Source organism: Desulfobaculum xiamenense (assembly GCF_011927665.1).
In the GTDB taxonomy this organism is placed as follows: domain Bacteria; phylum Desulfobacterota; class Desulfovibrionia; order Desulfovibrionales; family Desulfovibrionaceae; genus Desulfobaculum; species Desulfobaculum xiamenense.
Window position 1 is genome coordinate 145,872 of sequence record NZ_JAATJA010000005.1, and the last position, 10,881, is coordinate 156,752.

The window sequence follows — 10,881 nt, forward strand, 5'->3', positions numbered from 1 at the left end:
GTCTACCGCCGACCCTTGATCTTGCTCTTGCCCATCAAGCCCTCATACTGACGGCTGATGAGGTGAGACTCGATCTGGGACATGAAGTCCATCGACACGCCGACGACGATCAGCAGACTGGTGCCGCCGAAATAGAACGGCACGTGCATCTGGCTGATGAGCAACATCGGCAGGACGCAGACGGCGGAGATGTAGCAGGCACCCCACAGCGTGATCCTGGACAGAACCCGATCGATGTACTCGTGGGTCTTGGCGCCGGGACGAATGCCGGGAATGAAACCGCCCTGCTTGCGGATGTTCTCCGCGATATCCTTCGGATCGAAAATGATTGCCGTATAGAAGAAGCAGAAGAACACTATCATTCCAATATACAGCACATTGTACAGAACCGAGGACGGACTGAACCAAGCGGAGACCTCCTGCACCCACTCGGCCCTCGAGAAGTTCGCCAGCGTGGCCGGGAACATGAGGATCGAGGAGGCGAAGATGGGCGGAATCACACCTGCGGTGTTCACTCGCAGCGGCAGATGGGTGGTCTGTCCACCGTACATCCTGCGTCCCATCATACGTTTTGCGTACTGGATGGGAATGCGCCTCTGCGCGCGTTCCATGTAGACGATGATCGCCAACACAGCGGCCATGAGGGCCAATATCAGGAGCAGAATGAACAGGGACATCTCGCCCGTGGTCATGAGCCGCCAGGATTTGACGACCGCACCGGGGAACCCGGCCACGATACCGGCGAAGATGATGAGCGAGATGCCGTTGCCGATACCCCGCTCGGTTATCTGCTCGCCGATCCACATGATCAGTACTGTACCGGCGGTGAGGGTGATAATGGTCACCAGACGGAAGGCCCAGCCTGCGTCCAGAACCACGGGAGCGCCGGTGGGGCTGGTCATGCTCTCCAAACCGATTGCGATACCCAGACCCTGCACGATGGTGATGAGCACCGTTCCGTAGCGGGTGTACTGGGTGATCTTTTTGCGTCCGGCCTGCCCTTCCTCCTTCGACAGTCGCTTCAGCTCGGGGCTGACCACGGTCAGCAGCTGAATGATAATCGATGCGGAGATGTAGGGCATGATACCCAGGGCGAAGATGGAGAGGTTTCTCAACCCTCCACCCGAGAACATGTCGAACAGACCGAACAGGGTGTTCTGAACGCTATCGAAGAAATCCTGAAGCGCCACCGTGTCGACGCCCGGAGTCGGCACGTGAATGCCGATCCGGTACACCGCCAACAGCAGGAACGTCCACAGGAGCTTCTTCTTCAACTCCGGTAACTTGGCGAGATTCTCAACCCCAGTAAGCGCCACTTTTATTTACCCTTCAAGCGCCTTGGCGGTGCCGCCAGCGGCGGTAATCTTTTCCTGAGCGGACTTGCTGAACCGATGAGCCTCGACCACCACTGCAGTCTTGACCTCGCCGTCGCCGAGGATCTTCACCAGAGAGCCGGCCTTGACCAGCTTACGGGCGTAGATGTCGTCGATGGTGATTTCGGCCTTGCCCTCGAAAGCGGCAAGGAGCCTGTCCAGGTTTACAGCCTCGTAGGCCTCACGGAAGGGATTCTTGAAACCGCGCTTGGGCAGACGACGGGCCAGAGGCATCTGGCCGCCCTCGAATCTGGCGGGCACGCCGCCGCCCGAACGGGCATTCTGTCCCTTGTGGCCCTTGCCGGAGGTCTTGCCCCAGCCGGAACCATAGCCCCTGCCGATGCGCTTTCTGCTCTGGCGCTCTTCAGGAAAGGGGTACAATTCGTGAAGTCTCATTATTCAACCACCTCAACAAGATGACACACCGCGGCGATCTGACCGAGAGTGCTTTCGTTCTTGGGAAGCTCGTTCTCCTGGCGGATCTTGCGAAGACCCAGAGCAGCAACGCACTTGCGCTGCTGGGGAGTGCAGCCGATCAAGCTTCGAACGAGTCTGACTTTGATCTTTTCCATGTCGCTCCCTCTACTTCCTGGGGGTCTCAAGGGCCTTGCCGCGCATCTCGGAAACTTCCTTAGCGCTGCGCAGGGAATGAAGGCCCTCAAGGGTCGCCTTAAGAACGTTGTGCGGGTTGCTGGTGCCGATGGCCTTGGTCAGGATATCGTGAACACCAACAGCTTCCATGACTGCACGCACCGGGCCGCCGGCGATGATGCCGGTACCCTTGGAAGCGGGCTTGAGAACGACTCGAGCGGCGCCGAAGCGGCCGAGGGTCTCGTAAGGCAGGGTGCCGTCGATGAGGGCGACCTGCTTCATGGACTTGCGTGCCTTCTCGGTTGCCTTGCGGATGGCCTCGGGGACCTCCACAGCTTTGCCGAGACCGTAACCGACGGAACCCTTTCCGTCGCCAACAACCACAAGCGCGCTGAAGTTGAAACGGCGGCCGCCCTTGACAACCTTGGCTACCCTATTGAGGTAGACAAGCTTCTCGACGTGGCCGAGTTCTTCCTGCTGCTCCTTGCGGGAGTCTCTGCGTGGGCTTTTATCCATTGTTACCTTCCGCAGTCTTAGAATTTAAGCCCGGCCTCTCGGGCGCCGTCGGCCAAAGCCTTGATCTTGCCGTGGTAGATGTATCCACCGCGGTCGAAGACAACGCTTTCGATATTCTGTTCCTTAGCCAGCTTCGCGATCTCCTGACCAACCCTGGAAGCACCATCTTTGTTGCACTTCAGGGTTTCGCCGGCCTTCCTGTTCAGTCCCAGGGTAGAGGCGGCAGCCAGAGTGGTGCCCGTGACGTCGTCAACGAGCTGCGCGTAGATATGCAGGTTGGAGCGGAAGACGCAGAGTCTCGGACGATCCGGGGTACCGCTGATCTTCTTGCGGATGCGGATCTTTCTGCGGCTGCGCGCCTGCTCTTTGGTCATTTTCATGCTATCACCCTACTTTTTGGCGGACTTACCGGCCTTGCGGCGGATGACCTCGTCAGCGTACTTGATACCCTTACCCTTGTAGGGTTCAGGCTTGCGCACGCGGCGGATGCGGGCGGCCACTTCACCAACCAGCTGCTTATCGCTGCCGAAGATGGTGAGCTTGGTACCCTCGGCCTTGGCCTCGATGCCGGCAGGCAGACGAAACTCCACGGGGTGGGAGAAGCCCACGTTCAGCACGACGGTGTCGCCCTGGACGTTGACCTTGTAACCCACGCCGATGACCTCGAGCTGCTTCTGGAAGCCCTTGGTCACACCCTCGACCATGTTGAAGAGGAGGGTGCGGCGCAGTCCGTGCTGGGCACGGGCGAGTCGGGAGTCGTCAACACGGGTGACAACGATGTCCGAACCTTCGACCTTGACCTCGATCTTCTCGTGCAGCGGCGTGGAGAGGGAGCCCTTAGGGCCCTTCACATCAACCTGGCTTTTGCCGATCGTAACTTCCACCCCCGAGGGGATGGCGACGGGCTTTTTACCGATTCTCGACATGTTCCTTCCTCACTACCAGATTTCGAACAGCAGTTCGCCGCCGACGTTCTTTTCTTTCGCCACGTTGCCTTCGAGCACTCCGTGAGAGGTGGAGAGCACGCAGATACCGAGGCCGTTCTGAACACGGGGAATCTCGGTGGAGGCAACGTAAACCCTGCGACCGGGCTTGCTGATGCGCTTAAGTCCCTCGATCAGCGGGCGGCCGTCAGCGTACTTGAGGACAACACGGATATTGCGGCCCTCGTCGCTGAAGTCGGCAATATAACCCTCTTCCTTCATGATGCCCGCGATGGCGAGCTTCACGTTGGATCTGGGGATGAGGACCTCCTGGTGCAGCGCCTGGTAGGCGTTGCGCACGCGGGTCAGCATATCCGCAATGGGATCAATCACAGACATTGTGGTTCTCCTTACCAGCTGGACTTGCGGACACCCGGCAGTTCGCCGGAGAGAGCCTTGTTACGGAAGCAAATACGGCAGATGCCGAATTTCCGCATAAAAGCCCGGGGGCGTCCGCAGATGGGGCAGCGGTTGTAGGCACGAGCCGAGAACTTAGGTTTCTCACTGGCCTTATTCATGAGAGCTTTACGAGACACTTCGCTCCTCCATTACTTCTTGAAAGGCATGCCCAGCATTTCCAGCAGGACTTTGCCTTCCTTGTCGGTGCCGGCGCTGGTCACGACGGTCACGTTCATGCCCTTCACGCGTTCGACCTTGTCGATCTCGATCTCGGGGAAGATCGTATGCTCCTTCACGCCCAGGGTAAAGTTGCCGCGGCCATCGAATCCGCGATCCGGGATACCCCGGAAGTCGCGAACGCGAGGCAGAGCAATGTTGACCAGCTTGTCGAAGAAGTCCCACATGCGATCTCCACGCAGAGTGACCCGGCAGCCGATGGCCATGCCCTCACGCAGCTTGAAGGCTGCGATGGACTTCTTGGCTCGGGTGGGCACCGCGTGCTGGCCGGCGATGCGGCTCAGCTCATTCACGGCGTCCTCGATGAGCTTGTTGTTCTGGCTGGCTTCGCCCAGGCCGATGTTCAGGCAAATGCTCTTCAGCTGAGGCAGCTGCATGGGCGACTTGTACCCGAACTCTTTCTGCAGGGCGGGAGCAACCTTCTCCATATATACTTTCTCAAGTCGAGTCATGGATGCTCCCCTAATCGATGATTTCGTTGCACTTTTTGCAGAAGCGGACTTTCTGTCCGTCTGCGGTCAGCTTGTAACCCACGCGGGTCGGCTTGGTGCAAGCGTCGCAAATGAGGGCCACATTGGAAATGGCAATGGGCGCCTCTTTCTCGACGATGCCGCCGGCCTGCTGGGTATAGGGGTTGGCCTTGGTGTGGCGCTTAACCATGTTGACCTGCTCAACAAGGACGGTGTCCTTCTTGCGCATGATCTTGAGCACCTTGCCCACCTTCCCCTTATCCTTACCAGCGATGACCATCACTTTGTCATCTTTGCGGATCTTGAATTTCTTCATGGGGCTTTCCTCTACAGCACTTCAGGCGCCAGGGAGACGATCTTCATGAAGTTCTTCTGGCGCAGCTCGCGTGCTACGGGTCCGAAGATACGGGTACCCACGGGCTCGTTCTGCTTGTTGAGCAGAACGGCGGAGTTCGTATCGAACTTGATGTAGGTGCCGTCCGGACGACCGACTTCCTTGGTGGTACGAACGACGACGGCCTTCATGACATCGCCCTTCTTCACCTTGGAATGGGGCATTGCTTCCTTCACGGACACCACGATGATATCACCGACGGAGGCATAGCGACGGCGGCTGCCGCCGAGAACCTTCACGCAGGCAACCTTCTTGGCGCCGGAGTTATCGGCAACGTCGAGTCTGGTTTCGACCTGGATCATTGTTCAGCTCCTAGATCGCTTTTTCAACGATGTTGAGGAGATGCCACCGCTTGCGGGCGCTCAGGGCGCGGTGCTCGATGATCTGCACCTTATCGCCGATCCCGCAATCGTTGTTGGGATCGTGTGCCATGAACTTCTTACGGCGACGAATGTACTTCTTCAGCAGGGGATGCTGGACCAGAGTCTCAACGCGAACAACGATGGTCTTGTCATTCTTGTCGGAGACAACAACGCCGGTCAGCACGCGCTTGTTGGACTTCTTCTCTTCAGCCATGACTTACGCTCCAGTTTCCTTTTCGCAAAGGATCGTGAGAATCCGAGCGATGATCTTCTTCACCTCGGGAATGCGCTGGGTATTTTCCAGCTGGGCCGTGGCGTGCTGAAAACGAAGGTTGAACAGCTCCTGCCGAAACTCGCCGAGTTTCTCATTGAGCTCGGAAACGGAGAGTTCCCTGAGTTCCTTGGCAGTCATTTACAGGCCCTCCCTGACGACAATGGCGGTCTTGATGGGCAGCTTGTGAGCCGCCCTGACCAGGGCCTCCTTGGCCGTAGCCAGGTCGACGCCCTTGATTTCATACATAACCCTGCCAGGCTTGACGGGAGCGTACCAGCCAGCAGGAGCACCCTTACCTTTACCCTGACGAACTTCGGCAGGCTTGGAGGTGAAGACCTGGTCCGGGAAGATCCGGATGAAGACCTGACCGCCACGCTTGATGTGGCGCATCATGGCCACACGGGCGGCTTCGATCTGCTGGTTGGTCAGCTTGCCGTGCTCAAGAGCCTTCAGGCCGATTTCACCGAAAGCAACAGTATTGCCGCGGGTGGCCATGCCACGCAGACGGCCCTTCTGGCGCTTGCGGAATTTCGTTTTTCTCGGGGAAAGCATGACTATTCACCTTCCTGATCCAGAATTTCACCCTTGAAGATCCAGACCTTGACGCCGATGACACCGTAGGTGGTGTTGGCCTCGGCAAAGCCATAGTCCAGATCGGCGCGCAGGGTGTGCAGCGGCACACGGCCTTCGCGATACCATTCGCTGCGGGCGATCTCGGCACCAGCCAGGCGGCCGGCGCAGCCGATCTTGATGCCCTCTGCGCCGAACTTGCGAGCCATGCTCACCGTGCGCTTCATGGCACGGCGGAAAGCGACGCGACGCTCAAGCTGCAGAGCGATGTTCTCGGCGACGAGCTGGGCGTCCGTCTCAGGACGACGCACCTCGTTCACTTCAATGGAGAACTCGCGGCCGAATTTCTGGCGCAGCTCGCCGCGCATCTTCTCGATCTCAATACCCTTGCGACCGATGACGATACCGGGGCGGGCAGTGAAGATGATCAGGCGGATCTTACCGCCAGCGCGCTCGATCTCCAGGCGGGAAATACCGGCGTGATAGAGTTTCTTCTTAACGTACTTACGGATCTTGTCGTCTTCGAAGACGTTGTCCGCATAGTCCTTTTTCGCGAACCAGCGGGACAGCCAATTCTTGTTGTACCCCAACCGGAATCCGTAGGGATGTACTTTGTGACCCACATCTGCCTCCTTAGGCCTCGGCCACAACCACGGTGATGTGGCTGGTCCGCTTCAGGATACGGTTCGCGCGCCCCATGGCACGAGGCATGATCCTCTTGAGGGACGGACCCTCGTTGACGACCACCTGCTTCACAACCAGGTTATCGACTTCCACCCCGGTCTGCTCAGCATTGGCCACTGCGGAGTGCAGCACCCTGTTGATCAGCTTCGCGGCCTTCTTGGGCGTAAAAGTCAGGATATTGATAGCATCTTCCACGCGGATACCCTCGACGTTGCGAGCAACGAGGCGGGCCTTGCGGGCGGAGATGTGCATGTATTTGGCAACAGCTCTGGTTTCCATCGAAGTCACCTTCTCCCTATCGTTTGGCCTTGCTCTTCTTGTCAGCAGCATGGCCGAAGAAAGTCCGGGTCGGGGCGAATTCGCCGAGCTTGTGCCCGACCATGTTTTCGCTCACGAACACGGGAATGAACTTGCGGCCATTGTGCACGGCGAAAGTCAGACCAACCATTTCGGGGAAGATCGTGGAGCGACGCGACCAGGTCTTGATTACGCGACGGTCGCCCGTCTCGCCGGCCTTAACTACCTTATGCATCAGGTGGTCATCAATGAAAGGACCCTTTTTCAGCGACCTAGGCATGACAACTCCTATTTCTCACCACGGCGCTTAACAATGAGCCGGGAAGAAGGTTTCTTCTTGTTACGGGTCTTGTAGCCCTTGGTCGGCTTACCCCAGGGGGTAACGGGATGACGACCGCCGGAGCTGCGACCCTCACCACCACCCAACGGATGGTCGACCGGGTTCATCGCAACGCCGCGAACCTCAGGACGCTTGCCCATCCAGCGAGCACGACCGGCCTTGCCGAGCGTGATGTTCTCGTGCTGGATGTTGCCAACCTGGCCGATGGTGGCGACGCAGGAAGACAGCACGTTGCGCACTTCGCCGGAGGGCATACGCAGCAGGGCGTACTTGCCTTCCTTGGCGACGAGCTGGGCGTAGGTGCCAGCGGCGCGGCAGAACTGGCCGCCGCGGCCGGGGTGCAGCTCGATGTTGTGAACAACGGTACCGACCGGAATCTTGGCGAGATTCAGGGCGTTGCCGGGCTTGATGTCGGCGGTATCGCCAGCCATCACCACATCGCCGACCTTGATGCCGACGGGGGCGAGGATGTAGCGCTTCTCGCCATCGGCGTAGTTCAGCAGGGCAATGCGGGCACTACGGTTAGGATCGTACTCGATGGTAGCGATCTTGGCCGGAATGTCACGCTTGTCGCGCTTGAAGTCGATGATGCGGTACAGGCGCTTGTGACCGCCGCCGCGACGGCGGGAGGTCACTCGACCGAAGTGGTTGCGACCGCTCTTCTTATTCAGGCCCTCGGTGAGGGACTTCTCAGGCGTCGTGCAGGTGATCTCCTCGAAGGTGGAGATCGTCTGGAAGCGCCGACCCGCGGAAGTGGGTTTCAGTTTGCGCACAGCCATGCCTAGACTCCTTCGAACAGTTCGATCTTGTGACCCTCGGCCAGGGTGACATAAGCCTTCTTGTACCCGGACTCGACACCGACACGACGACCGAAACGAGTGCGGGGACGGGGGCGGCGCCGAATGACATTCACGCCCGCAACCTTCACATCGAATGCCTTCTCAACCGCTTTGGCGATCTCGATCTTGTTGGCATCGGGATGCACGTAGAAGAGCACCTGATTGGTGTCCTCATGGAGCATGGCTGCCTTCTCAGAGATCAGCGGTTTGATGATAACCTTCGTGTATTCCATTACTTCAACCTCTCTTCGACGGCCTTGGCGGCGTCAGCCAGCATGATGAGCTGGTGGTGCCGGAGCACGTCGTAGACATTGAGCTGGTCTTGCTGAAGGATGGTGATACCGGGGATGTTACGGGCAGAAAGACTCAGAATTTTATCTTCGTCACTGGTAACAATCAAGGCCTTTTTGAGACCGAGATTCTTCATGATCTGCGCGAATTCCTTGGTCTTGGCTTCCTTCAGTTCGAAGCCCTTGAGCACGAGCATGCCGTCCTCGGCAACCCTGGAAGACAGGGCCATACGCAGAGCGAGACGGCGAACCTTCTTGTTCACCTTGAACTCGTAGCTGCGCGGCTGAGGACCGAACACGGTGCCGCCGCCCTTCCACAGGGGGCTGCGCAGGGAGCCGGCACGAGCGCGGCCGGTGCCCTTCTGGCGCCAGGGCTTCACACCACCGCCGCTGCAAAGAGCGCGGTTCTTTACAAGATGGGTGCCTGCACGCTGAGACGCGCGCTGGGCACGGACCACGAGGTTGAGAATTTCCGGGCGGACCGGAACCTCGAACACCTCGGGAGCGAGGCTAAGCTCGCCCACTTCTTTCTTTTCCTGGTCGTATATTTTCAAAACAGCCATGATTTCATCCTCATTACTGCTTGCGGACCATCACAAGGCCGTTCTTGGGACCGGGCACCTGACCCTTGAGGATGATCAGATTGTCCTCGGGACGAACATCCAGCACTTCCACGTTGATGCAAGTGACCTTCTTGTTGCCCATCTGACCAGCCATCTTCTTGCCCTTGAACACCTTGGAGGGCCATGCGCACTGACCAACGCTACCAGGGGCACGATGGACCTTTTCCGCGCCGTGAGAAGCGGGAAGTCCACGGAAGTTCCAGCGCTTCATGAAGCCCTGGAAGCCCTTGCCCTTGGAGGTTCCGGAAACCTTCACCTTATCGCCGGGCTGGAATATTTCAACGGTCAGATCCTGACCGAGTTCGTAACCCTCGACGGAGTCCAGACGGATCTCCTTGAGGTTGCGGTAGAAACCGCGGTCGGCCTTGGCCATATGCCCCTTGGCGGGCTTGTTGGCCTTGCTCTCCTCAATCTGTTCGAAGCCGATCTGAAGAGCGGCGTACTTATCGGTCGCGTCTTCCTTCTTCTGAAGGATAGGGCAGGGGCCCGCAGCGATGACCGTGACGGGAATAGCCGTGCCGTCATCGCCGAAGATCCGGGTCATACCCAGCTTGCGGCCCATGATGCCAAGCGTCTTAGCCATCATGATATCCTCATTCTAGAGTTTGATTTCAACATCGACGCCTGCAGGCAGGCTGAGCTTGCCCAGGGCGTCCACGGTCTGCTGCGTGGGCTCGAGAATATCGAGCAGGCGCTTGTGCACGCGCATTTCGAACTGTTCCCGGGACTTCTTATCAACATGCACGGACTTCTGGATAGTGTACTTGTGAATGTTGGTCGGAAGAGGGATCGGGCCCGCAATGCTGGCGCCGGTATTCCGGGCCGTGTCGACGATCTCGGCAACGGCTTTGTCCAGAATCCTGTAGTCGTACGCTTTCAGCTTGATTCTGATGCGATCGCTCTGCATGGAAACCATGACTTACTCCTCGATTTCGGAAACAACACCGGCGCCGACGGTACGACCGCCCTCGCGAATGGCGAAGCGAAGGCCCTTCTCCATGGCGATGGGAGCGATCAGCTCGACAGCAAAGGTGGCGTTGTCGCCGGGCATGACCATCTCGACGCCCTCGGCAAGGGTAACCACGCCGGTGATGTCGGTGGTGCGGAAGTAGAACTGGGGACGGTAACCCGAGAAGAACGGGGTGTGGCGTCCGCCCTCTTCCTTGTTCAGGACGTACACTTCGGCCTTGAACTTGCGGTGGGGGGTGATGGAGCCGGGAGCGGCCAGAACCTGTCCGCGCTCGACATCGTCACGCTTCACGCCGCGCAGCAGTGCGCCGATGTTGTCGCCGGCCTCGCCCTGATCGAGCAGCTTGCGGAACATCTCAACACCAGTGCAGGTGGTCTTGGTGGTGTCGTGGATACCCACGATCTCAACTTCCTGACCAACCTTGATCACGCCGCGCTCGACACGACCAGTCACGACGGTGCCGCGGCCGGAGATGGAGAACACGTCTTCGATGGGCATCAGGAACGGCTTGTCGATCTCGCGCTGGGGCTGCGGGATGTAGCTATCGCAAGCATCCAGCAGTTCCTTGATGGGGGTGACAGCCGGATCAGCGGCAGTGTCAGCCTCAAGGGCCTTCAGAGCGGAACCGCGCACGATCGGGATCTCGTCGCCGGGGAAGCCGTACTTGGA

Annotated in this window: 23 protein-coding genes; all 23 read right to left on the bottom strand. The window is 58.8% G+C overall.

Features of this window, described 5'->3' with window-relative positions; genetic code table 11:
* Nucleotides 1-2: 2 nt before the first annotated feature.
* Nucleotides 3-1,316, bottom strand: a complete 1,314-nt coding sequence (secY, locus tag GGQ74_RS15800; protein ID WP_167942559.1) for a preprotein translocase subunit SecY — start codon at nt 1,314-1,316, stop codon at nt 3-5.
* A gap of 6 nt (nt 1,317-1,322) precedes the next feature.
* Complete coding sequence (gene rplO / locus GGQ74_RS15805) at nt 1,323-1,769, bottom strand: 50S ribosomal protein L15 (protein WP_167942560.1); 447 nt, start codon at nt 1,767-1,769, stop codon at nt 1,323-1,325.
* Nucleotides 1,769-1,945, bottom strand: coding sequence for a 50S ribosomal protein L30 (gene rpmD, locus GGQ74_RS15810; protein ID WP_167942561.1), 177 nt, complete (start codon nt 1,943-1,945; stop codon nt 1,769-1,771). The genes rplO and rpmD overlap by 1 nt, the downstream gene beginning before the upstream one ends.
* A 10-nt stretch (nt 1,946-1,955) precedes the next feature.
* Nucleotides 1,956-2,480: a 30S ribosomal protein S5 gene (gene rpsE, locus GGQ74_RS15815; protein ID WP_167942562.1), complete on the bottom strand. Its 525-nt coding sequence runs from the start codon at nt 2,478-2,480 to the stop codon at nt 1,956-1,958.
* Nucleotides 2,481-2,497: 17 nt separating this feature from the next.
* The gene (gene rplR / locus GGQ74_RS15820) at nt 2,498-2,860 is read right to left on the bottom strand and encodes a 50S ribosomal protein L18 (RefSeq protein WP_167942563.1); all 363 of its coding nucleotides are present in this window, start codon (nt 2,858-2,860) and stop codon (nt 2,498-2,500) included.
* Between the two features lie 9 nt (nt 2,861-2,869).
* A complete protein-coding gene (rplF, locus tag GGQ74_RS15825; RefSeq protein WP_167942564.1) occupies nt 2,870-3,406 on the bottom strand; it encodes a 50S ribosomal protein L6 in 537 nt (178 codons plus the stop codon).
* Nucleotides 3,407-3,418: 12 nt separating this feature from the next.
* A complete protein-coding gene (rpsH, locus tag GGQ74_RS15830) occupies nt 3,419-3,802 on the bottom strand; it encodes a 30S ribosomal protein S8 (protein ID WP_167942565.1) in 384 nt (127 codons plus the stop codon).
* Nucleotides 3,803-3,813: 11 nt separating this feature from the next.
* Nucleotides 3,814-3,999, bottom strand: coding sequence for a type Z 30S ribosomal protein S14 (locus GGQ74_RS15835; RefSeq protein WP_167942566.1), 186 nt, complete (start codon nt 3,997-3,999; stop codon nt 3,814-3,816).
* 12 nt (nt 4,000-4,011) lie between these two features.
* Complete coding sequence (rplE, locus tag GGQ74_RS15840) at nt 4,012-4,551, bottom strand: 50S ribosomal protein L5 (protein WP_167942567.1); 540 nt, start codon at nt 4,549-4,551, stop codon at nt 4,012-4,014.
* 10 nt (nt 4,552-4,561) lie between these two features.
* Nucleotides 4,562-4,885, bottom strand: coding sequence for a 50S ribosomal protein L24 (gene rplX, locus GGQ74_RS15845; protein ID WP_167942568.1), 324 nt, complete (start codon nt 4,883-4,885; stop codon nt 4,562-4,564).
* 11 nt (nt 4,886-4,896) lie between these two features.
* Entirely contained in the window at nt 4,897-5,265 is a 369-nt protein-coding gene (rplN, locus tag GGQ74_RS15850; RefSeq protein ID WP_167942569.1) for a 50S ribosomal protein L14, read from the bottom strand.
* 10 nt (nt 5,266-5,275) lie between these two features.
* A complete protein-coding gene (gene rpsQ, locus GGQ74_RS15855) occupies nt 5,276-5,539 on the bottom strand; it encodes a 30S ribosomal protein S17 (RefSeq protein WP_167942570.1) in 264 nt (87 codons plus the stop codon).
* 3 nt (nt 5,540-5,542) lie between these two features.
* Nucleotides 5,543-5,737 carry a 50S ribosomal protein L29 gene (gene rpmC / locus GGQ74_RS15860; protein ID WP_167942571.1) on the bottom strand — a complete coding sequence of 65 codons (195 nt, stop codon included), beginning with the start codon at nt 5,735-5,737 and terminating at the stop codon, nt 5,543-5,545.
* Complete coding sequence (rplP, locus tag GGQ74_RS15865) at nt 5,738-6,151, bottom strand: 50S ribosomal protein L16 (RefSeq protein ID WP_167942572.1); 414 nt, start codon at nt 6,149-6,151, stop codon at nt 5,738-5,740. It abuts the gene before it with no gap.
* A gap of 2 nt (nt 6,152-6,153) precedes the next feature.
* Complete coding sequence (gene rpsC, locus GGQ74_RS15870; protein WP_167942573.1) at nt 6,154-6,792, bottom strand: 30S ribosomal protein S3; 639 nt, start codon at nt 6,790-6,792, stop codon at nt 6,154-6,156.
* 10 nt (nt 6,793-6,802) lie between these two features.
* On the bottom strand, nt 6,803-7,132 hold the full coding sequence (gene rplV / locus GGQ74_RS15875; RefSeq protein ID WP_167942574.1) for a 50S ribosomal protein L22: 330 nt from the start codon (nt 7,130-7,132) through the stop codon (nt 6,803-6,805).
* A gap of 16 nt (nt 7,133-7,148) precedes the next feature.
* A complete protein-coding gene (gene rpsS / locus GGQ74_RS15880; protein WP_167942575.1) occupies nt 7,149-7,430 on the bottom strand; it encodes a 30S ribosomal protein S19 in 282 nt (93 codons plus the stop codon).
* An 8-nt stretch (nt 7,431-7,438) separates the two neighbouring features.
* On the bottom strand, nt 7,439-8,269 hold the full coding sequence (rplB, locus tag GGQ74_RS15885; protein WP_167942576.1) for a 50S ribosomal protein L2: 831 nt from the start codon (nt 8,267-8,269) through the stop codon (nt 7,439-7,441).
* Between the two features lie 2 nt (nt 8,270-8,271).
* Nucleotides 8,272-8,562 (bottom strand): 50S ribosomal protein L23, encoded by a 291-nt coding sequence (gene rplW, locus GGQ74_RS15890; RefSeq protein WP_167942577.1) that lies wholly within the window; start codon nt 8,560-8,562, stop codon nt 8,272-8,274.
* The gene (gene rplD / locus GGQ74_RS15895; protein WP_167942578.1) at nt 8,562-9,182 is read right to left on the bottom strand and encodes a 50S ribosomal protein L4; all 621 of its coding nucleotides are present in this window, start codon (nt 9,180-9,182) and stop codon (nt 8,562-8,564) included. The genes rplW and rplD overlap by 1 nt, the downstream gene beginning before the upstream one ends.
* A 13-nt stretch (nt 9,183-9,195) precedes the next feature.
* Complete coding sequence (gene rplC / locus GGQ74_RS15900; protein WP_167942589.1) at nt 9,196-9,825, bottom strand: 50S ribosomal protein L3; 630 nt, start codon at nt 9,823-9,825, stop codon at nt 9,196-9,198.
* Between the two features lie 15 nt (nt 9,826-9,840).
* A complete protein-coding gene (gene rpsJ, locus GGQ74_RS15905) occupies nt 9,841-10,158 on the bottom strand; it encodes a 30S ribosomal protein S10 (protein WP_167942579.1) in 318 nt (105 codons plus the stop codon).
* Between the two features lie 3 nt (nt 10,159-10,161).
* The coding region (locus tag GGQ74_RS15910) for an EF-Tu C-terminal domain-related protein (protein WP_245168335.1) at nt 10,162-10,881 on the bottom strand (720 nt) is incomplete at its 5' end.

Excerpts from the sequence above, each read along its gene's own strand:
- rpsQ (WP_167942570.1), bottom strand. The coding sequence starts at position 5,539 with ATGGCTGAAGAGAAGAAGTCCAACAAGCGCGTGCTGACCGGCGTTGTT.
- rplC (WP_167942589.1), bottom strand. The coding sequence starts at position 9,825 with ATGGCTAAGACGCTTGGCATCATGGGCCGCAAGCTGGGTATGACCCGG.
- rplB (WP_167942576.1), bottom strand. The coding sequence starts at position 8,269 with ATGGCTGTGCGCAAACTGAAACCCACTTCCGCGGGTCGGCGCTTCCAG.
- rpmC (WP_167942571.1), bottom strand. The coding sequence starts at position 5,737 with ATGACTGCCAAGGAACTCAGGGAACTCTCCGTTTCCGAGCTCAATGAG.
- rplE (WP_167942567.1), bottom strand. The coding sequence starts at position 4,551 with ATGACTCGACTTGAGAAAGTATATATGGAGAAGGTTGCTCCCGCCCTG.
- rplD (WP_167942578.1), bottom strand. The coding sequence starts at position 9,182 with ATGGCTGTTTTGAAAATATACGACCAGGAAAAGAAAGAAGTGGGCGAG.
- rplX (WP_167942568.1), bottom strand. The coding sequence starts at position 4,885 with ATGAAGAAATTCAAGATCCGCAAAGATGACAAAGTGATGGTCATCGCT.
- rplO (WP_167942560.1), bottom strand. The coding sequence starts at position 1,769 with ATGAGACTTCACGAATTGTACCCCTTTCCTGAAGAGCGCCAGAGCAGA.
- rpsJ (WP_167942579.1), bottom strand. The coding sequence starts at position 10,158 with ATGGTTTCCATGCAGAGCGATCGCATCAGAATCAAGCTGAAAGCGTAC.
- rpsS (WP_167942575.1), bottom strand. The coding sequence starts at position 7,430 with ATGCCTAGGTCGCTGAAAAAGGGTCCTTTCATTGATGACCACCTGATG.
- rpmD (WP_167942561.1), bottom strand. The coding sequence starts at position 1,945 with ATGGAAAAGATCAAAGTCAGACTCGTTCGAAGCTTGATCGGCTGCACT.
- rpsE (WP_167942562.1), bottom strand. The coding sequence starts at position 2,480 with ATGGATAAAAGCCCACGCAGAGACTCCCGCAAGGAGCAGCAGGAAGAA.
- rpsH (WP_167942565.1), bottom strand. The coding sequence starts at position 3,802 with ATGTCTGTGATTGATCCCATTGCGGATATGCTGACCCGCGTGCGCAAC.
- rplP (WP_167942572.1), bottom strand. The coding sequence starts at position 6,151 with ATGCTTTCCCCGAGAAAAACGAAATTCCGCAAGCGCCAGAAGGGCCGT.
- rplW (WP_167942577.1), bottom strand. The coding sequence starts at position 8,562 with ATGGAATACACGAAGGTTATCATCAAACCGCTGATCTCTGAGAAGGCA.
- rplN (WP_167942569.1), bottom strand. The coding sequence starts at position 5,265 with ATGATCCAGGTCGAAACCAGACTCGACGTTGCCGATAACTCCGGCGCC.
- rplF (WP_167942564.1), bottom strand. The coding sequence starts at position 3,406 with ATGTCGAGAATCGGTAAAAAGCCCGTCGCCATCCCCTCGGGGGTGGAA.
- rplR (WP_167942563.1), bottom strand. The coding sequence starts at position 2,860 with ATGAAAATGACCAAAGAGCAGGCGCGCAGCCGCAGAAAGATCCGCATC.
- rplV (WP_167942574.1), bottom strand. The coding sequence starts at position 7,132 with ATGGAAACCAGAGCTGTTGCCAAATACATGCACATCTCCGCCCGCAAG.